A 19,207-nucleotide genomic window follows, 5' to 3' on the forward strand; every position below is an offset into this window, starting at 1 on the left:
CCGACTGAGCCAAATGTTGGTTTGTCTGCCCCTGCTAAATGTCACCGAGTCAGCTGCATGACAGTTTCGTTTTTTACTCTTGAAGTCCACAAATGAGCATGGATTTGCTCTTTCACTTCAAGAGTAAGAGGTTGAAAACGGTCATGAATGAGAATATTTCCTGCATGTTGATCCGCGGCGGCACATCGAAAGGTGCATACTTCCTAGCCAGTGATTTACCTGAAAGTGAGCAAGAAAGAGATGAACTGCTCGTGCGTATTATGGGCTCTGGTGAGGGACAGCAAATTAATGGTATTGGTGGCGGAACAACGTTGACTAGCAAGGTCGCCATTGTTTCTAAATCTTCAGAAGAAGGTACCGACTTAGAGTACTTATTTGCTCAAGTTGGCGTTGAAGAAAAAGAAGTCGATACTCGCCCCTCATGCGGCAATATTCTCTCTGGAATTGTGGCGTTCGCCAGTGAAAATAATTTGGTTAAGTTAAGCAGTCCATCGACCATGTTGCGTGTCAGAAACATCAACACCAACACCATTATCGAAGTTTCAGCGGAAAGCCCAAATGGTCATTTACGTTATGACGGTGATGTGCGTGTGGACGGCGTTCCCGGGACGGGCTCTCCTGTTTTGCTCAATTTCTTAGATGTAGGAGGCTCCAAAACAGGCAAGCTATTTCCTACAGGTAAGGTGCGTGATGAGGTCGACGGCATTGAGTTGACGTGTTTAGACGCGGCGGTGCCTATGGTACACATTAATGCTCAAGAACTTGGTTTAACGGGTAATGAAACCAAGCAACAGCTCGATGAAAATGCTCCCCTATTAGAACGTATAGAGTCTATCCGATTAGCGGCAGGCCGATTAATGGGTATGGGCGATGTGACGGGAAGTGTGGTGCCTAAGGTCTCCTTGTTATCACCACCCACGTATGGTGGACACATTACCTCTCGATACTTTGTGCCACAAAACTGCCACGCAAGTCATGCTGTTACCGGAGGGATTTGTGTGGCGGCGGCTTGCATGATCCCGGGCACAGTCGCCCATGAAGTGTGCCAAGGCATTAACTCTGAAACGGTCGTTATTGAGCACCCTAGTGGACAAATCCAAGTCAATATTAAAGTAGAGCCGGGGGAAGTTGAGCCTGCAGTTCGTCAAGCGGCTTTGGTGCGCACCGCTCGCCCACTGTTCAAAGGTCAGGTTTACCCGACATTCTAATCTAATCTGCTTTATTAGCTATTTCATGTCGCTAGCCTTTGGGCTGGCGATTTTTTATTCTCACCTTCATATTCTTTTTAGCTTTAAACACTTTCCTCCAAGCCTCGTAAAACCTAGAGATTTACTGCACCAATTAGGCGCGCTGTGCTCTGTTTTTGTGCCTGAAAGGGCGATCTTTGTAACACTTTTGTTATCAAAATGGAGCGTGTCAGTTGGGTGACAGGTTCGGCGACTAATTTGTCAGAAACCACAAAAAACAGTCCAGCTGCAGGCAACACGCAGTAAATGGATATTAGGAGGCACGATGCTGAACGTACAACTACCCGGCAATACACAACTATCTACTAAGGGTTCGTTATTCTCGAACGGTTCTTTTCTTATGACTCAAAAATTGTCTAAGTTAAAAGTTTGCCAATCACTCTTGGTCACGCTACTTGGTGTGGGGGCATTATCTCATCACGCACAAGCCGAAGAGGTTTCGTTTAAAGGTGAGCGTGTCGAGTTTGTTATGCCTTACAAAGAGGGCGGCGGTACTGATACATGGGGGCGTTTCTATGCACCTTACTTGTCTCAATCGTTACCGGGCAATCCAGTAGTAGTGGTGAAAAACATTCCGGGTGGCGGTTCAACAAAAGGCGCTAACCAATTTGCTCGCCGTGCGAAAGACAACGGCCTCAACATCTTTGCAAGCTCGGCATCAACCCAATATCCCTATCTTCTTCAAGATCGCCGAGTTCGTTACGACTACAACGATTGGAGCGTGATTCTCGCATCCCCAACTGGCGGCGTTGTGTATGTTTCGCCTAAAACAGGCATCGAGAACGTACAAGATCTTTTCGATAAGAAAGACCAAATCAAGTTTCAATACGCAAGCCAAGGTGCGACCTCGATTGACTTGGTACCACTGTTAGCCATGGATCTACTTGGTTTGGAGGTACAAGCAATTTTCGGCATGCAAGGGCGTGGCGCTGGTCGACTGGCGTTCGAGCGCGGCGAAGTGAACATCGATTCTCAAACTAGCTCATCTTACATCGACAAAGTGACGCCACTAGTCAATGAAGGCAAAGCGATTCCATTGTTTAGCTTCGGTGTATTGGGTGAAGACGGTAAGTTGAAACGTGACCCTAACTTCCCTGAGCTTCCGCACTTCGCTGAGGTTTACCAAATGTTCCACCCAGAAGAAGCTGAAACTCAAGGCTACGCAGTGTGGCGTTCATTCTTCATGGCTGGATTTGCTGCTCAAAAGATGATTTTTGTGCCTAAGTCGACACCAGAAGAGACAGTTGCAGCATGGCGCGCATCGGCTTCTGAGTTGGTATCTCAACCCGACTTTCAAAAACGTGCAGTCGAAGTCTTGGGTGATTACCCGCAATTGACTGGCGAACAAGCACAGTTAGCGCTAAATGCCGCTTTGTCGCTTGATGAAAGCAACCTTGAATGGGTCAGAAACTGGCTTACCACAAACTACAACACTCGTTTCTAAACAGGCTATCCAGAAGCCCAAGAAAACATGAGTCTTAACAACGCTCAGTACTAACTGGCAGTGAGACCGCGGCGCAAGATCGTGGCTCACGCCTTTTCATCTCATTTTTATATTGTTACGTAATTTCAATATCGTACGTAACTGTTATATCGCTACGTAAAAAAGTAAGCGCCAAACTCCAATAGCATGTGGCTTATACGGATTAAACCGTAGGGTTTTTGACATCCATGGATAGGTAAGCGGTGGTAAACGAAGCGAAAGTGAGTCTCATGATAGAAAGGATTCAACGATGTTTAACGAACTCTTTGCTGCACTGGAAACCATATTAAGCGTCCAGCACATCACCTTTATGTTAGGTGGTGTGTTACTGGGTCTCGCGATTGGTATCTTTCCGGGGCTTGGCGGTATTGCCGGCTTATCACTACTGCTTCCATTCCTGTATGGCATGGATCCAATCTCAGCCTTGGCGATGCTTATCGGCTTGGTTGCGGTTATTCCAACGTCTGACACTTTTACCTCTGTATTAATGGGTATTCCGGGTTCAAGTGGCTCGCAAGCAACCGTGCTTGATGGCTTCCCTATGGCGAAAAAAGGCGAGGCGGCGCGTGCGTTATCTGCTGCATTTACGTCATCTTTATTCGGTGGCCTGTTTGGCGCGGTGATACTGACCGGTTTTGTGCTGATCGCTCGACCTGTGATCCTCGCTTTTGGTTCTGGTGAGTTGTTCATGTTGACCTTATTAGGTTTGAGCATGGTCGGCGCGCTGGCAGGTAAGAGCTTGGTAAAAGGCTTGTCGGCGTGTGGCATGGGCGTATTGCTTGGCAGTGTCGGTAGTGCTCCTGCAACTGGCGAATATCGAATGACCTTTGACAACTTCTACCTAATGGATGGCATTCCTCTGGTTGTCGTTGGCTTAGGTATTTTTGCGCTTCCTGAGATTATTGATCTGCTTCGTCAAAATAAGCCAATCGCCAATGCTAGTAAACTTGGCAAGGGTTGGTCTGCGGGCGTTCGTGACTTCTTGGAAAACAAATGGCTCGCAGTGCGCTGTAGCGTGATCGGCTGTATTGTCGGTGCACTTCCCGGCCTTGGTGGCAGCGTAGTGGACTGGATCGCTTATGGTCATGCGGTGCAAACGACCAAGAAAGATCCTGAATTCGGTAAAGGCGATGTGCGTGGTGTAATTGCCCCTGAATCGTCGAATAATGCGAAAGAGGGCGGTGGTTTAGTCCCTACGCTGTTATTTGGTATTCCGGGTTCTGGCAGCATGGCGGTATTCCTCGGTGGCATGGTGTTGGTGGGCTTAGAACCGGGCCCTGCGATGGTGAGTACTGACCTCGATATCACTTACACCATAGTATGGTCTTTGGCACTTGCGAACGTGTTCGGTGCTGGCGCTTGTATGCTGATTTCACCTTGGGTGGCTAGGCTGACCACGGTTCGTTATACGTTGCTTGCTCCATTCATGGTGATGGTGATTTGTTTTGCTGCATTCCAAGCAACACGCGACCTTGGCGACTTAGTCACGCTATTAAGTATCGGTACGCTGGGTGTGCTGATGAAGCGTTTCGACTGGCCTCGCCCAGCGTTCTTGATTGGTTTTGTACTGGCGAATGGTATGGAAACCTACCTGTATCAAGCTGTGCAGTTTGATGGTGCTGCGTTCTTACTCCGCCCTGGCGTGATGATCATTGGTGCGCTGACGGTCTTCTCCCTGTTCTTCATGTGGCGTCAAAGCGTCAAGAAAAACAAGCAAAGTGAAGTACAAGCCACTTCGACCGAAACGGTTCAACCTTCAGTGAGAATCAGTAACCGTAAGCCTCAAGTTATCTTCGCTGCTTTGGTCAATATCGCGTTTATGTATGGCATTTATGACGGCTACCAACAGAGCTTCTTAGGTGGTGTGTTCACTATTATCATTGCCAGCATTATGTGGGTGTTATCCGCTGTGGTGCTATTCCAACTGCTGACCAAACCAGAAGGTGATGCTGTCTATTTCGATAATGAGTATGAGCAAGGGTACGCCTTTGATACCAACAGTATCAGTATGATGCACTACCTGTACTGGCTAGGCGCGTTGATCCTTGGTTGCTACTTTGTCGGCTATGTGATTTCTATCAGTGCGTTCTTCTGCCTTTTCTTGATGAGTAAAGCAGGGCTGAGCTTGATGCGTTCAGCATCGGTTACCGTTGCAGCTACCGGTTTCTTACTGGGTTTGACTCACCTAATGGTATTGGATTTACCGATTGGCTTGCTACAAGAAACCGTTAATCTGCCTTGGCCAATTGGATAATAGAGGGAAAGAAATTATGACGATTCGAACGATTATTATGCCTTTCGCTTCTACGGCAAACTCCGCTGAAAGGTTAGAAGGCGCGCTGAGTATTGCACAATATTTTGGTGCACATTTGGATGTGTTACACGCTCAAATTAGCCCACAACAGTTGATGCCAGAAGAGCGCCAACTGTTACCGAGTAAGTGGTTAAGCCGCATCGACCAGCTGGTGAGTAACTACGTTGCAGAAGACATGAACCAGTCTGAGCTTGAGTTCACTACCTTGTGCGACAAGCTCGAAGTACCGCTGTGTGACAGTGATAACCTAGTGATGAATGAGGCCAATAAACACGTGAGTGCTCAATGGCATAATCTTACGGGTTATCGAGCGGATGTAGTATCTGAGCGCGGCAAGGTGTCTGACTTAATCATTATCCCTAAACCGCTAAATGGCAAAAGTAGCGTGAGTTTTGACGTAGCGATAGAACATGGCAGTCGCCCCATCTTACTGATGCCACGTGAGCAAAAAAGCTTTAACCCAGAATGCATAATGATTGCTTGGAATGGCGATGATCTGGGTGCGAGGGCTGTGAAAGCTGCGATGCCACTGCTTAGAAAAGCAAAGACCATCGTGGTGGTAACCAGTGAACGTTCACTTAACAAAAAGCCTAACCAACAAGATTTAAAGCGCTACTTGGGGCTGCATAACATTGAAGTGGAGTGTATTTCGTTTAAAGAGGGCAGAATCAAAACGCCTCAAGCGATCCTTGCTCATGCCGAGCAGTTTCATGCTGACTTGATAGTGGCTGGCGCGCTTGCTCATAAGAAGATGCATCAACAGATGTTGGGTGGCGTTACCAGAAGGTTATTGAGTAAAACCAACGTGCCTCTGTTCATGGTGAGCTAATAAATCGGTGAGTGATTGGTTTCCCTACATCACTCACTGATTCATCGAAACTTAACTGCTGTCATGTCAGGCGCATGACAGCTTAGATTGTTAGAGTAAACTCATGGGCTAACTGATATGTGACCCGTCCGTCTATGCTTATGTGGTCATCGTATTTATTCTCCTTTTTACGATGACAGATTACCAGTTAGCCCCTTTTTATTTCAATGTGTGCAGCTCTAAACCAGAGCTGCCACTTTTCCTTTCGCTACCAATTGATCTCGAACCGAGTCATAAGCCCAGTTGAACGCAATCGCGTAAAGCACGAAGAAAATCACTAGGCCGATGTCCATGATCAGTACGGTTAGGAAATCGAGTTGTAGAACCCACATCAAGACAGGTAGAGTCACTGTCATTAAGCCAAGCTCAAAACCTAACCCGTGCAGGACACGTGTTTTCGTGGTTCTTTTGCTTCGGTCTGTTCCGTAAATTTTGTCGTAGCCATAGTTGTAAACGTAGTTCCAAGCCATCGCTATCAATGATATTGCGAGCGCTAAGCCTGCCATTTCACCTGCGCCATTTCCTGTAACATAGGTTGCAAGCCCTGCCATCAAAACCAAAGCAACCAATTCAAATAGCACCATGTGCAACATGCGTTCTTTATGTGACATTTTTCTAACTCTCTTTACGATTAAATAGCCGCCGATGGGCTAATGACTTGGCTAGATAATATCTACTTAAGTGATAATATAAAGATAGTTAGCATCAAATATGGTGATAGTAAGTTTTGGGAGAAACCGAATGTACAACATTGAACAGCTGAAAATGTTTGTGTATGCCGTTGAATTAGGGTCATTTTCTGCCAGTGCTCGTCAATTGGGTAAGGTGCAGTCGGCGGTGAGCCAAGGCATCAGTAATCTTGAAATAGATTTTAATGTTGAGCTTTTTGATCGTTCGACTCGAAAGCCTTCACTAACCAAAGCGGGCGAGCAGTTATTTAAACAGGTGAAAGCAATCGTGCTTCAGGTTGAAGATCTGAATGTGACGGTTAGTGCGATGGGTAGCGGAGAAGAGGGGCTCATCAAAATTGCATTAGATGATTCATTGCTGGTTCCGAACCTATCTAAGATCCTTAGTCAGTTCAGTCATCAATTCCCTGCGACGGAAGTTGAATTGGTTGCGTGTACCACGACAGAGGTCAATCCGTTGATTATCGAAGAGAGAGCCGACATTGGATTGATGTTTACCAATTTGGCTTTTGATGTCGGTTCTGAGCCATGCTTTATCGGCCACCTACCGTTTATTGCTGTGTGTCATCCAAGTCATTCACTCGCAAAAACAGGTGTCGCGAAACTCCCTGATTTGCTCCCACATCGTCAGTTAGTGTTGAGGGGAGACAAGGGGAAGGTGATGGATCAGTTTCCGATGATTGCCGGTAAAGTGTGGTGGTCAAACAGCTTTATTGTTATCAAAGAGATGGTACTCGGGAGTGATATTGGCTGGGCATACTTACCTAAACACCTTGTCGAAGAGGAGCTGAATAAGCAGCGTTTAGTGGAGATTAATGTTTCATTCGATCACAAAACATGGTCGCCGCCCGTTGATCTTGTTCTGTCTAAAACACGCTCTAAAGGACCTGCGTTACTCTGGCTTGAACAAGCATTGAAAGGCCTATTAGACGAAACGTAAGCTGGACGAGACATAAATTGGTTCAAACTGAATAAAGAAAAGGCTCACCGTTTAACGTGTGAGCCTTTCTGTTTGATGTGATGCTGCTTTTTGTTAGCTGTAACTCTAGATGCTAGATGCTAGATGCTAGACGCTAGATTTAACCGTCTGACCGTTGTAGTACTTGTCTTTCATCTTAAGCGCCACGTTCACTAGGTAAATCAACACAGGTACTTCAATCAGTGGACCGATAACACCGGCAAACGCTTGGTCTGAGTTGATACCGAATACTGAGATAGCAACGGCAATCGCTAGCTCGAAGTTGTTCCCTGTCGCTGTGAATGCAATTGATGCGTTCTTGTCATATTCAATACCCATCTTCTTACCAATGAAGAAGCTGATGAAGAACATCGCGGTGAAGTAGATAGTCAATGGAACCGCAATCAACAATACGTCCATTGGCAGTTCAACAATCATCTCGCCTTTTAGGCTGAACATCAGAACGATAGTTGCCAATAGAGCAATCAGTGTGATTGGAGAGATACGTGGAATAAACACGTCGTTGTACCACTGCTCGCCTTTCATCGACACAAGGATCTTACGGCTTAGGAAGCCCGCTAAGAATGGGATACCAAGATAGATAAGTACACTGTGTGCAATGTCGATCATCGAGATATCAACCAACATACCTTCGTAACCAAATACTGGCGGAAGAACGCTGATGAACAACCACGCCATAAAGCTGTAGCTCACCACTTGGAATGCACTGTTTAGAGCAACCAATGCCGCGCCGTACTCTTTGTTACCGCCGCCGATGTCGTTCCAAACCAGAACCATCGCCACACAACGAGCAAGACCAATCAGAATTACGCCGACCATGTAACCTGGGTGGTCACCCAAGAAAGTCAGTGCCAATACAAACATCAGAATTGGGCCAACAAGCCAGTTCATGATCAAAGATAGCTTGATCGCTTTCTTATCTTTTACCACGGTGCCTAGCAGGTTGTAGTTAACCTTAGCCAGAGGTGGGTACATCATTAAGATAAGGCCAATCGCAAGTGGAATGTTGGTGGTACCAACAGACATAGATTCGTTCCACTGTTCGATCTGTGGGAATAGGGTGCCAAGCAATACACCAAGGCCCATGGCAATAAAGATCCACAGTGTTAAGTAGCGATCTAGAAAACCTAACTTTGGTTTCATGATAATCTCTCTTTGTTGATATCGTAAATCGTCGAAAAACGATTGATTGTGGCAAAAAAACACGCTTAAAAGTAAAGGCTATCAAAGCCGATCATTCAAGCGTGAACTTCTATTTTAAAATACTGTTAAATACCGATTCGAAGCGTTGAATATTGTCGCGGTCGATGCGGTAACACATCTTCGGCGGAATCGACTCAGCCGTAATAAAACCTGAGGCTTTCAATATTCTTAAGTGCTCTGATACGGTTGATTGAGCTAAACCCAACTCACTCACCAGATCACTGTTCAAGCAGCCGCCCGATTTTTCTAAAGCGGACAAGATACTAAGTATGCGAATTCTCGCTGGATGAGCGAGTGCTTTTGCTAACGCAGCCATCTCTTTTTCTGCTTCAGCATTACTCGGCGGAAGAGGTAGAGAACAGCTATCTGTTGCTTGGCATGTTGCAGTCATACTTAGTGGGCTCACTTACTACTAATCGTTAAAAGACGATTGATAGTAAGCCTATTTTTTTTATTGGTCAACGCGAAATTTAAAAGTCGACTTAAATTGGCATATTAAATTATTCGTTTTAGTTAAGCTGATACTCGCTTTCTTATTTGTTTTCACACCCTTATCGCGCATAAACAAGATCTTAGATTTAAACAAAGAAATCGACCGAAAAGCGTTGCATTCATTGGCTACTCTAACGATATAATCGAATGCAGAACCGTTACACAAGATAACGAAAAATCATAATTTACACTTTAATTTTTACTTATAGGTAAGCCCTGAAATGCCACAACAGAACATCAAATTTATCGCTGCTGATATGGACGGCACTCTGCTTAATGAACATGGAAAGTTAGACCCAGAATTTTTCAATCTTTATGAGCGCTTAGAAGCTCAAGACATCATTTTTGCTGCGGCATCGGGTCGTCAGTACTACAGCTTGATGGAAACTTTTGCTCCAGTTAAAGATCGCATGATGTTCGTTGCTGAAAACGGCACATTGGTGATGCACAAAGGCCAAGAGTTTTACAGCTGCTTGCTTGATACCGATGCCATTAAAGAGATCATTAAAGAAGCTCGAGCTATTGAAGGCGCGCATGTGGTGCTATGTGGTAAGAAATCGGCGTACATTGAAACCAAAGATGAGCGTGCTCTAGCGGAGATCTCTAAGTACTACCACCGCCGTGAGCAAGTAGAAGACTTACTGGCGGTAGAAGACGATTTCATCAAGGTCGCTATCTGTCACTTCGAGGGTTCACAAGAGAAAGTGAACCCAAGCATTAATGCCAAGTTTGGTGAGAACTACCAAGTGGTTGTCAGTGCGAAAATTTGGTTGGATGTGATGAACGCTGAGGCATCAAAAGGTGCGGCGATTAAACACCTACAAAACACATTAGGCTTCACTTACGAACAGACCATGAGTTTTGGTGATTACCTAAATGACTTGGAAATGCTTAAAGAGAGCTACCACTCTTACGCGATGGAAAACGCACATCCTAAGCTGAAAGAGATTGCTCGTTTTGGCGCGCCAAGTAACGTCGATGCGGGTGTGTTCCAAGTGCTAGAGAAGCTGCTAGCGTAACGCTCTTTAGCTCCAACAGGTTTTGATGAAAGCCAACTCGGTAATAGGAGTTGGCTTTTTTGTTGCTGAGCCTGAAATTTATAATCCGTCTTAACATTGATTGGCCAACGTGCATTCAGGTTTGATTTGTTTACCAAGTTTACTCATCCAAAATGTAGCAGCTAGAACCACAATTCCTGCAATGGTAAAACCATACACAATGGCATCTGCGTGCGCCAATACCGCAATCAACACATAGCTTAGGCTTTGTGTAAGTGTGGCGAATAGGGCTAGCCCTCCATCCACTCTTCCTCGCTGTTTCATTGCCACCGCGTGGTGCATCCAATTGGTACGTGCGATTCTATTGAGCGCGTTGAATGCCCCGAAGATGAATGTCAGCACAATGATATATGCTGGGTTTTCTACTTGGCTCATGAGCAGTAAAGAGACGGCGATAATCACCATGGCTATTTGGATGATTGTTTTGTGGGAAGCGGATTTTAGAATTAATGGTAAAGACACGCCAATGATCAGTGCACCCATGCCGAGTGAGATGTTGTATAGCGCGAGCCAATCTCCGGTCACATTGAGCTCTGAAAACCAGATAGGAACCAATCGACTTAAAAAAGTCATCATCGGATATGAGAGACAAGAAACAATCAGGAATCCGTAGAATTGTGGCGACTGAGCAAATACATCCTTAATCTCGATTAGCTGCTGCTTGAAAGGTGTGTTTACGCTGTCCTTGATTCGTCTTCTGTACGGTGTCATTAGGTAGCTGATAGCTGAAATGGTCGAAGCAATGCCTGCAAAAATCGCAAACTCATTGATGCTCCATTGTTCTAGTAGCACAACGCCCAAAGCCCCTGCACCTAATGTTGTCGACTGCAGAATAATTTCTTGGTGGCTAGAGATTTTGGCGTATTCGTGGTGATCGTAATTTTCTTGTGTAAAGGCGTTGTTGGTGTGCCATGCAAGGCTACTCGAGACCCAAAAGATCAGTTGAGCTGCGCCTAACACCATCATTGAACCAAATCCGAGCCAGTACATAGCAGCGACAATAAATGCGGTTGAAGCTTGAATTATCTGCGCGATGATCAGAATGTGTTTACGAGAATGGCGGTCGATCAACGCAGAAAAATACGGGGTTACTAGAAAAGTTGTAACGGTACAAAGCAGGGCGGTCAGCGCGACAAAAGTCCCCATGTTAGGTGTCGCTAGCATTAACCAAGGCAGTGCTAACATAAACAGCCCTGAGCTGATGCCATCAAAGAAGCGTCCGGTAAGGTAGGGTGGTGTTTTTCTCTTCATATCGTTATCTCATAGTCTCTGTTTTGCATAACTCTACAACTTAAAGTTAACTTTAAGTCAAAGGTTAATTGAGAGAAGTTGGAGTTATTCTGGAGGGAAGATATCGATATTTGAACGATTGTTCAGTTTGTTGTAATCTGTTGTAGAACGATAATCTAGTAGGAAAGGTGAGTATTCACTTTGTATTGAATACGCCTTATCAACGATATTTGGAATGACGATGAGCAAGAAACTTCAACTCGATATTATTTCTGACGTAATGTGCCCTTGGTGCGTGGTCGGCTACAAAAATCTAGAGCAAGCCGTTTCAGAGCTTGCCTTAGAACAACAGATTGAACTTGAATGGCAGCCGTTTGAGCTTAATCCTGATATGCCGCAAGAGGGCGAAAACCTACGTGACCATATCATGAGAAAATACGGTTCTAGCGCAGAAGAGAGTCAACGTTCACGTGAACAGCTTGCGGCTCGTGGCAAAGCGGTTGGTTTCGATTTTAACTTCTATGACAACATGAGAATGGTGAATTCACGCCACCTGCATGTGCTACTGGATTTTGCACTAGCGCACGGTAAACAGACTGAGTTAAAGCTACGCTTCTTTGCTGCTCACTTCACAGAGCAGAAAGACCTGTCTGACCTTGAAGTCATGGCACAAGAACTTGAAGCGGTTGGGCTAAACTCAACGAAGGCACTGAAACGCCTAAAGAACACCGACAACTTGAAGCAAATTGAAGCGCAAGAGTTTGAATGGCAACGCATGGGGATCTCTGCGGTTCCTACTGTAGTGTTCAATCGTAAGAGTGCTGTGACAGGCGCGCAGACGGTAGAAACCTACAAGCAGATTCTTCAAGAGATTATTGCGGAATCATAAACGGATCATTGCTATCAATTAGAGTCTGAATTACATGGAATCATTGTCACTCGCTCAAGCGCAAAAAATGGTATTGCTTTCACAAAAATTGCCACCTAAGAAGCAACGTAATAGTGGCGCTTTGGCGAACACGTTGTCTGCGATTGAAAACCTTGGCTATGTGCAAATTGATACCATTTCTGTGATTCAGCGAGCACACCATCATACGTTGTGGAATCGCAATCAAGGCTACCAGCTTGATCATCTCGACAAACTGTTAGAGCGTCGAGAAGTCTTTGAATATTGGTCGCATGCTGCCGCGTATTTACCCATGCGAGACTACCGTTTCAGCCTACATCGAAAGAATGGGTTTGCGAGCGGTAAGCTTAAGCATTGGTATAAAAAGGATGACGCACTGATGGCTCATGTTCTCAAACGTATTGAGAATGAAGGGCCGTTGATGGCGAAAGATTTTGAAGGGGATAGGCCAAACCCCGGCGGTTGGGGCGGGAAACCGGCCAAGCAAGCATTAGAAACCTTGTTCATGCAAGGCGACTTAATGGTGCCAAGCCGAGTGAATTTTCATAAGGTGTATGACCTAACCGAGCGAGTTTTGCCGAGCGGAATTGATACCTCTGAGCCGACAGAACAAGAGTACATCGAGCATTTGATAACACGTTACTTAGAGGCTAACGGAGTTGGAATAGCGTCGGAAATGAGCTACCTGCTCAAGAACACAAAGCCTCTGATTCAGAAAACACTCCAAAAGATGCTTGAAGATAAGCAGGTTCTGAAAGTAGATATTCAAGGCTCTGATTACTATGTCCTGCCAGGTGCTTTTGATCTGCTGAATCTGCCCCTTTCCAGAACCAAGCTAAAGATACTGTCTCCGTTTGATAACTTGCTGATTCAACGAAAGCGAATGCAATCATTGTTCAACTTTGACTACCTCCTAGAGTGCTATGTGCCTGAGGCCAAGCGTCAGTTTGGTTACTTTAGTTTGCCGATTCTGTGGCAAGGTAAGCTGGTGGCGCGAATGGATTGCAAGGTCGACAGGAAGACCCGTTTACTCAATATTCGCAACTTGGTTGTTGAAGACAGAGTTAAAACCCATGAGTCATTGATTCACGCTTTATGCGAAGAACTAAAGCACTTCATGGTGTTCAATCAATGTGATGAGATGATCGTCTATAACACCACACCTTCTGATCTTGGTAAACGCTTGATGAGCCATTGGCAAACCGTCTAGCGGTCTTTGTTGTTTAGAAAGTGCTCAGTTACTCGGAAAGATAGGCTAATAAAAACTCGACAAAGGTTCGGTTCTTCAAGGACAGTTGTTTGGTTTTGTAGAGCAAGTGAATCGGCTTTGGTAACGGCGCCATGCCGGGTAGGATTTCCAATAGCGCACCACGATCAATCTCTTCTGCGACTAAGATAGCCGGCTGCAACAACACGCCCACACCTTGTAGGGCGGCATATCGCAACACATCCCCATTATTCGACATCAAGCGCACACATTTTTTGTTCGGTGTGGCGTGAGGGGCTTGGCTGCTGTAACTGAACCCAAGCGATGGATGCTGCGCCAAGTCTTCTAATACTCTGATTTTAGCATACTGGTTTAGGTAATCGGGCGCCGCGCAATAACACATCTCATAATCCCCCAAATACCTTGCGACCAAGCTTGAATCGGACAGGTCGCCAATTCGCACAATCAGGTCAATGTCGGATGAATAAGGGTCGACAAGGTCATTATTCAACATCAGCTCAACGTTGATGGTTGGGTGATGTGCGAGAAATTTAGCCACGATAGGGGCAAGTACCTTGTTCCCATAGGTGACAGGGCAGTTAATTTTTACCGTGCCTTGCGGTTGATTTTCCAAGGTTTGAATCAGGTTCTCTGCATTGCTGATGTCTTCGAGAATTCGCTTACACTCACGATAGTAAAGCTGCCCTGAGTCGGTTAACGATTGCTTACGCGTGGTGCGGTGGATCAGCTGAGAGTTCAGACTGGTTTCTAAGGAATGGACATGCTTACTGATCATGGTCGCCGACAGGTTGAAGTGGTTTGCGGCGCTACGAAAGCTGCCTTGTTCCACCACGTAGACGAAGACTTTCATGCTGGTTAACTTATCCATTGAACACTCTTGGTTGATAAACAATAAACAAAAGGTGAGTTTATCAATTATTAGGGGGTAATTATATTAATGGCAAACCGATAATTAACTAAAATAAGAGCGTGAAATACCTCAAATGAACGAAACCATCTTTGTTACTGCCGAACTTAAGATCAAAACTAACATAGAGCGATCTGTTGCGATCGGAGCTATCGAACAGTTTTGTTTAGACATGCAAAGCGAGCCAGGCTGCCTACAAGCGATTGCAACCTATGATCAAAGCCAAAGCGATCGTGTGATTTTGCTTGAGCAATATGTAAACCGCGAGGCGATCAATCAGCACTTTGTGATGCCTCATACCCAAGCGTTTATTGAGCGTGATATTACGGAATTAGTGCAAGCATTTGAAACGCAACGTGGACCTATCAAAGCGCAAGAGCAGGAGATCTAAGACATGAAATGGGGAATCCTAGGAACCAGCTTTATCTCAGGCGTAATGGCGGATGCGATTAAAGGCGATGCTCAAAGCGAGCTGTATGCCGTTGCTGGTCGTACTGAAAAAACACTTAACGAGTTTGCTGCTCAATACCAACCAACACGAACCTTCAACAGCTATGAAGCCTTGATCGAAGATGAGTCGGTCGACATTATCTACATTGCTCTGCCAAACCATGTCCATCATGAGTATGTGATTAAAGCGGCTCAAAAAGGCAAAGCGATTTTGTGTGAGAAGTCTCTGTCGGTAGATATGGAAAAAACCGAGCAAGCTTTACAAGCCGTGAAAGAAGCGGGCGTATTCTTTGCAGAAGGTCTGATGTATTTAAACCATCCACTTATTGCTAAGCTTCATCAAGAATTAGCAACCGGTGAGATTGGCGAAGTGCGCTCAATCCAAGGTTCCTACGTTGCGGCGATTGATCAGTTCGTGAACCCTGCAAGTAAAGGCGCGTTGTACAACCTTGGCTGCTACCCAATGTCGCTGATTCACTCTGTCGCGCAGCAGCAGTTCGGTGAGAGTGTGTTCGATGATGTGCAGATCTCGGCAATCGGTCGACGAGGCGAAGATGGGAATATCTGTGAATCGTCGGCGATGATGCGTTTCAACGACCGTTTTACCGCGCAAATCCACACCGCTGAAGATCACGGTTTAAAGCATGGCTTCACGATCCTAGGCAGCAAAGGCTGTATTACGCTAGATACTAACCCTTGGTTACCGACGGCAGAAAATACGTTTACGGTAGAGATCTATGAGACGTCGACACGTGAAGTGAACGTCGAAGCGCAAGGCGATGGCTTCCATTATCAAGTGCGTAATATCCGCCAAGCGGTTGAGCAAGGTGACACACAACTTGCTGCGCCAATGGCAACCCACCAAGACTCTCGCACAATCATGAAGTTACTGACTGATTGGGAACAAGCGGCGAGCTAGTGTATTAGTAAATTCTATATTCGCCTCATGTTTGATCGCCTCGTAATCTATCAAACATGAGGTGTTTTCCTATATCTTCCAGTCGACTCTCCCCAATAAATACTTTGCATTTGAAACCGCCACAGTGTCCAATATCAGGTAGTACTAAACTGACCGAAAAACCTTATTTTTTAAGGTGTTAAATAGGAACTTTGCCGCATGCGTAAATCAGATAAGAAAATCGAGAATCAAATCAGAGACGTGTTAACTGACGTTTGTGAAGACACGCTGAAAGGCTTCGATGGTTTTTTATGGGTGACTCACTCGGTCAACTTCTCCTCTTTTCCGCAAAGTTTGAAAATTGTCTGTGTATTCGATACCAATCAGGATAGAACGAACTTCTTAAGTGGCGAAGGCAAGCAAAGTGTTTCAGGGGCTATTCAACAAGCGTTCAATCAAGTTGGAATTCAACTGAAGAATATCGATAAGCATGTGAGCTACGATACGCAAGAAAACTGCGACCGTGACCATCAAGGGAAGTGGAACAAGAGGCTTTAAGGCGCGTTATCATCGTTCTTGTTTAGATTAACAAACCCTATTCTATCCAAATTGAGTTTCAACATTGTGGCGCTCAAACTGAGATTCGATACAGCAAATCCAAGTCATGCTCTGAGCTCTAGGCTCTGATAACCTTCCGTCTTCTAAACTGCGTTATTCTCATTTTGAGAAAATCTGAGCTGATTTCTCGTTAGCCGGAGATACTTGGTTTCCAAATAAAATTAAAATCATAAAAATTTATCTTTTCCTTAATGCATTGATTTTGAATCGGCATTTGCTCGTCTTCCTTGTCATGGATGAAACAATACAGACGAGCACTTGAACAATAGAGCCATGTAGTCGATACTTTTTTCGTATTTTGATTCCTAAATTGACACGTAAGTTGGCTGACTTTTCGTCTTGTGATTTAAGGCATGACAGTATCGATTAGGAAATTTGAATCATGAAAACCTACATTTCTGGGCTGCTCGCACTCATACCGTCATGTTTAATCACTGGCTACGCTTTTGCTGTTGGTACAGCAGTTGTGCTGCCAGGGCAACATGAAGCGGGTGTTGATCTTTCGGGCTCCCCACTATCTGCGGATGCCGTCATTGATTGGGAAATGTCCAACAGTGATATTGTGTTCGGAGCTTATGCCGACAAAGCCGACAATGAGCGGGCCACGACAATTGGTTATATGTACAACCAAGTCATGGCGATGAACTTGGGTTGGTTGGAGAACGATCTCCGTAACCAAGCTGAGTTAGAAGGCCTCAATTTCGAAGACTATTTCCTGCACTTTTCTGAAGATACTGTCATTGCCGAAGTTAATAAAACTCACGGCGAAAAGACCCTTTTAAACCGAAAACCTATGATCTTGGGTTATACAGCCAGTGAAGACCATGCTGGCTTTTGGCTATATCAAGAGCCTCCGTGGGATGCCGATGTGTTTGAGAATTTCGAACAGGGTGGGGCTTTGTATGTCTATCATGCTGAGCAGTTCGAACGGTTGACCTTTAAGTTCTCACAGTTTGCTGGCAGCGGCGAATTTTGGATTGAATACCCAACGGCTATTGATTCTCAGGGAAGGATTTCACAGTGGGAAAGGCTCGACGTAAAGAAAGACAAAACGCTCAGCATGACCAAAAACCAATCGGTGAGCTGGAACCTTCCTAATGATTGGGTAAGAGCCACAACTCATGATGGCAGTGGTGCGAGCTATGGTGGCGGCCAGTATTTTGGCTCCACGTTTTTGAGAGATGGTGGGCGCTTATACGTTGTGAGAGTTCGTTGGCAAAGTGAGAACGCCGACGACAGGCCGCGTTTAAAAGAAGTCAAACTCAAAAACAGTTTTCCAACCGTCAAGTTAACCGACGCTCCGACTACAACACCGGACGGCAATGCTATCAGCCAATGGCGAAAAATCCGCGGCTTTGATGTGTCTGCAGACCTAGATGGCGATAACTACTTGTCGCCAAACGAGTATCGAAATCGAACCAATAAGAACGCAACAGCGCGTTTTCGTTGGGAATCAAGAGTGGTGCCATTTGGTCGAATGTGGAGCGCTAGCTCATCTTGGTCGCTAACGAACGTCGCAAACGCGGATTATCTATCTGCTATTCATCGCTACTACAAGCAAAGCTGGGCAAGCCAAGGTTTGAATGGTGCGTACAACGACGACACAAATAAACTCATTGGTTCGAACCAGTTCTATGTTCATTCTGGTGGGCATGTTCAAGAGTTAGGAGCCGTTGCGGGTTCGAATCAAGCGGATGATCTCTATAAACAACAATTTTCAGCGTTTCTGAAAAATCTATCTGCTTTAGAAAGTGATGCGTCGATTGGGTTGAACATCGGAACCGCGAACTTGCTGGGTCGAAATGGACAGGCTCATCTTAGCGAGGCGGGATCTCTGTATTTACGCGAGCACTACATTTTTCCGTCTACTGGGTTTAGTGGTTACTCGGGGATCTCTAAATTCTGGGATAATTCTGCGCTCGCCTACAATGGACAAAGTGTTATTTTTCAAGCGACAACGCGTTATGGGCGAGTTCAGTATCTTGGAAATAGTGAAGAGAATTGGAAGCAAGACCAATACTCGACCCTAGCGATCTACCACCTCAATCGACACGCTCAACATAGCTACTTTAATCAGTGGAACAATGGTTACGTCTATGGAAGTGGCAACACGACGGCTGACACTTTCTGGCAAAGTGGTGTCCCTAAAAACATCGCCTACCAACCAAGTTCGTTATTGGCCGTTGATTTGGGAGAGCCGAGTCATCAGATCCCACAAGGCTTTGAACCGATTCCTTTGATGCTATCAACAACGACACCTCAACCCGCGGACTACACCATCGTTGGCGATTCCTCGATGAACGAAATGGTGCATGCTGATCTGCCCAATGGTATGACTCACGTTCTACCGACGTTCACGTACTTTATGTATCAATCTGAAAATCAGGTGGTTGCTGGTGGTTCTGAGGACATGGTATTAGCGAGAGAGTTCAGCAATGGTCGTGTGTTGTATCGCACGGATTTCCACGGTAAGAATCCGAGCTTTTATGAAACGTCAAAACTCACCATCGCGCTGGATGTTCCAATGAAACCTGTTGATGCTAACGGTAACGTTGGTGACTATGTGAGTGAAATAGAAATTGGCGGTTATGAAGGGCTGTTCTTACTTTATTAGAACCAATGCGAGCGAGTACTCT

17 protein-coding genes are annotated in these 19,207 nt (G+C 45.5%); 12 read left to right on the forward strand and 5 right to left on the reverse strand.

Annotated elements, in window-relative coordinates; translation table 11 throughout:
- Positions 1 to 143: 143 nt before the first annotated feature.
- The 4 genes from AB4484_RS03060 to AB4484_RS03075 all read left to right on the forward strand — a co-directional run bounded on the left by AB4484_RS03060 (position 144) and on the right by AB4484_RS03075 (position 5,873).
- Positions 144 to 1,208 carry a 4-oxalomesaconate tautomerase gene (locus AB4484_RS03060; RefSeq protein WP_372076363.1) on the forward strand — a complete coding sequence of 355 codons (1,065 nt, stop codon included), beginning with the start codon at positions 144 to 146 and terminating at the stop codon, positions 1,206 to 1,208.
- A 304-nt stretch (positions 1,209 to 1,512) separates the two neighbouring features.
- Positions 1,513 to 2,691, forward strand: coding sequence for a tripartite tricarboxylate transporter substrate binding protein (locus AB4484_RS03065; RefSeq protein ID WP_228012779.1), 1,179 nt, complete (start codon positions 1,513 to 1,515; stop codon positions 2,689 to 2,691).
- Between the two features lie 289 nt (positions 2,692 to 2,980).
- Positions 2,981 to 4,984, forward strand: a complete 2,004-nt coding sequence (locus AB4484_RS03070) for a tripartite tricarboxylate transporter permease (RefSeq protein WP_372076365.1) — start codon at positions 2,981 to 2,983, stop codon at positions 4,982 to 4,984.
- A 16-nt stretch (positions 4,985 to 5,000) separates the two neighbouring features.
- On the forward strand, positions 5,001 to 5,873 hold the full coding sequence (locus AB4484_RS03075; protein WP_372076367.1) for a universal stress protein: 873 nt from the start codon (positions 5,001 to 5,003) through the stop codon (positions 5,871 to 5,873).
- 218 nt (positions 5,874 to 6,091) lie between these two features.
- Here the strand turns inward: AB4484_RS03075 and AB4484_RS03080 are convergent, their stop codons facing one another.
- Entirely contained in the window at positions 6,092 to 6,523 is a 432-nt protein-coding gene (locus AB4484_RS03080) for a PACE efflux transporter (RefSeq protein WP_333912146.1), read from the reverse strand.
- 130 nt (positions 6,524 to 6,653) lie between these two features.
- Here AB4484_RS03080 and AB4484_RS03085 point away from each other — a divergent pair, with 130 nt between their 5' ends.
- Positions 6,654 to 7,541 (forward strand): LysR family transcriptional regulator, encoded by an 888-nt coding sequence (locus tag AB4484_RS03085; protein ID WP_372076369.1) that lies wholly within the window; start codon positions 6,654 to 6,656, stop codon positions 7,539 to 7,541.
- 126 nt (positions 7,542 to 7,667) lie between these two features.
- Here the strand turns inward: AB4484_RS03085 and arsB are convergent, their stop codons facing one another.
- Both arsB and AB4484_RS03095 read right to left on the reverse strand, forming a co-directional pair.
- On the reverse strand, positions 7,668 to 8,723 hold the full coding sequence (gene arsB, locus AB4484_RS03090; protein ID WP_372076371.1) for an ACR3 family arsenite efflux transporter: 1,056 nt from the start codon (positions 8,721 to 8,723) through the stop codon (positions 7,668 to 7,670).
- 109 nt (positions 8,724 to 8,832) lie between these two features.
- Positions 8,833 to 9,174: a helix-turn-helix transcriptional regulator gene (locus AB4484_RS03095; protein WP_048610478.1), complete on the reverse strand. Its 342-nt coding sequence runs from the start codon at positions 9,172 to 9,174 to the stop codon at positions 8,833 to 8,835.
- 322 nt (positions 9,175 to 9,496) lie between these two features.
- Between AB4484_RS03095 and AB4484_RS03100 the strand changes: the two genes are divergently transcribed.
- Positions 9,497 to 10,294, forward strand: a complete 798-nt coding sequence (locus AB4484_RS03100) for a Cof-type HAD-IIB family hydrolase (RefSeq protein WP_372076373.1) — start codon at positions 9,497 to 9,499, stop codon at positions 10,292 to 10,294.
- Between the two features lie 90 nt (positions 10,295 to 10,384).
- Here the strand turns inward: AB4484_RS03100 and AB4484_RS03105 are convergent, their stop codons facing one another.
- Positions 10,385 to 11,584 carry an MFS transporter gene (locus tag AB4484_RS03105; RefSeq protein WP_372076375.1) on the reverse strand — a complete coding sequence of 400 codons (1,200 nt, stop codon included), beginning with the start codon at positions 11,582 to 11,584 and terminating at the stop codon, positions 10,385 to 10,387.
- Between the two features lie 220 nt (positions 11,585 to 11,804).
- On the opposite strand from AB4484_RS03105, the gene AB4484_RS03110 reads away from it, so the two are divergent.
- Together AB4484_RS03110 and AB4484_RS03115 are read left to right on the forward strand one after the other, a co-directional pair.
- Entirely contained in the window at positions 11,805 to 12,452 is a 648-nt protein-coding gene (locus AB4484_RS03110) for a DsbA family oxidoreductase (protein WP_372076377.1), read from the forward strand.
- A 34-nt stretch (positions 12,453 to 12,486) separates the two neighbouring features.
- Positions 12,487 to 13,680: a winged helix-turn-helix domain-containing protein gene (locus tag AB4484_RS03115; protein WP_372076379.1), complete on the forward strand. Its 1,194-nt coding sequence runs from the start codon at positions 12,487 to 12,489 to the stop codon at positions 13,678 to 13,680.
- A 28-nt stretch (positions 13,681 to 13,708) separates the two neighbouring features.
- Here the strand turns inward: AB4484_RS03115 and AB4484_RS03120 are convergent, their stop codons facing one another.
- A complete protein-coding gene (locus AB4484_RS03120; protein WP_372076381.1) occupies positions 13,709 to 14,566 on the reverse strand; it encodes a LysR substrate-binding domain-containing protein in 858 nt (285 codons plus the stop codon).
- Between the two features lie 106 nt (positions 14,567 to 14,672).
- Between AB4484_RS03120 and AB4484_RS03125 the strand changes: the two genes are divergently transcribed.
- From AB4484_RS03125 to AB4484_RS03140, 4 genes are all read left to right on the forward strand, one after another.
- Positions 14,673 to 14,996: a putative quinol monooxygenase gene (locus AB4484_RS03125; RefSeq protein WP_372076484.1), complete on the forward strand. Its 324-nt coding sequence runs from the start codon at positions 14,673 to 14,675 to the stop codon at positions 14,994 to 14,996.
- A 3-nt stretch (positions 14,997 to 14,999) separates the two neighbouring features.
- Positions 15,000 to 15,974 carry a Gfo/Idh/MocA family protein gene (locus AB4484_RS03130; protein WP_372076382.1) on the forward strand — a complete coding sequence of 325 codons (975 nt, stop codon included), beginning with the start codon at positions 15,000 to 15,002 and terminating at the stop codon, positions 15,972 to 15,974.
- Between the two features lie 198 nt (positions 15,975 to 16,172).
- Positions 16,173 to 16,511: a hypothetical protein gene (locus AB4484_RS03135; protein WP_048610494.1), complete on the forward strand. Its 339-nt coding sequence runs from the start codon at positions 16,173 to 16,175 to the stop codon at positions 16,509 to 16,511.
- Positions 16,512 to 16,953: 442 nt separating this feature from the next.
- Positions 16,954 to 19,185, forward strand: a complete 2,232-nt coding sequence (locus tag AB4484_RS03140; protein ID WP_372076384.1) for a hypothetical protein — start codon at positions 16,954 to 16,956, stop codon at positions 19,183 to 19,185.
- The last annotated feature ends 22 nt before the right edge of the window (positions 19,186 to 19,207 follow it).

Source organism: Vibrio sp. 10N.261.46.A3, from assembly GCF_041472995.1.
GTDB lineage: Bacteria > Pseudomonadota > Gammaproteobacteria > Enterobacterales > Vibrionaceae > Vibrio > Vibrio coralliirubri.

Excerpts from the sequence above, each read along its gene's own strand:
- AB4484_RS03075 (WP_372076367.1), top strand. The coding sequence starts at position 5,001 with ATGACGATTCGAACGATTATTATGCCTTTCGCTTCTACGGCAAACTCC.
- AB4484_RS03110 (WP_372076377.1), top strand. The coding sequence starts at position 11,805 with ATGAGCAAGAAACTTCAACTCGATATTATTTCTGACGTAATGTGCCCT.
- AB4484_RS03070 (WP_372076365.1), top strand. The coding sequence starts at position 2,981 with ATGTTTAACGAACTCTTTGCTGCACTGGAAACCATATTAAGCGTCCAG.
- AB4484_RS03060 (WP_372076363.1), top strand. The coding sequence starts at position 144 with ATGAATGAGAATATTTCCTGCATGTTGATCCGCGGCGGCACATCGAAA.
- AB4484_RS03135 (WP_048610494.1), top strand. The coding sequence starts at position 16,173 with ATGCGTAAATCAGATAAGAAAATCGAGAATCAAATCAGAGACGTGTTA.
- AB4484_RS03065 (WP_228012779.1), top strand. The coding sequence starts at position 1,513 with ATGCTGAACGTACAACTACCCGGCAATACACAACTATCTACTAAGGGT.
- AB4484_RS03095 (WP_048610478.1), bottom strand. The coding sequence starts at position 9,174 with ATGACTGCAACATGCCAAGCAACAGATAGCTGTTCTCTACCTCTTCCG.
- AB4484_RS03115 (WP_372076379.1), top strand. The coding sequence starts at position 12,487 with ATGGAATCATTGTCACTCGCTCAAGCGCAAAAAATGGTATTGCTTTCA.
- AB4484_RS03120 (WP_372076381.1), bottom strand. The coding sequence starts at position 14,566 with ATGGATAAGTTAACCAGCATGAAAGTCTTCGTCTACGTGGTGGAACAA.
- AB4484_RS03105 (WP_372076375.1), bottom strand. The coding sequence starts at position 11,584 with ATGAAGAGAAAAACACCACCCTACCTTACCGGACGCTTCTTTGATGGC.
- AB4484_RS03100 (WP_372076373.1), top strand. The coding sequence starts at position 9,497 with ATGCCACAACAGAACATCAAATTTATCGCTGCTGATATGGACGGCACT.
- AB4484_RS03080 (WP_333912146.1), bottom strand. The coding sequence starts at position 6,523 with ATGTCACATAAAGAACGCATGTTGCACATGGTGCTATTTGAATTGGTT.
- AB4484_RS03140 (WP_372076384.1), top strand. The coding sequence starts at position 16,954 with ATGAAAACCTACATTTCTGGGCTGCTCGCACTCATACCGTCATGTTTA.
- AB4484_RS03130 (WP_372076382.1), top strand. The coding sequence starts at position 15,000 with ATGAAATGGGGAATCCTAGGAACCAGCTTTATCTCAGGCGTAATGGCG.
- arsB (WP_372076371.1), bottom strand. The coding sequence starts at position 8,723 with ATGAAACCAAAGTTAGGTTTTCTAGATCGCTACTTAACACTGTGGATC.
- AB4484_RS03085 (WP_372076369.1), top strand. The coding sequence starts at position 6,654 with ATGTACAACATTGAACAGCTGAAAATGTTTGTGTATGCCGTTGAATTA.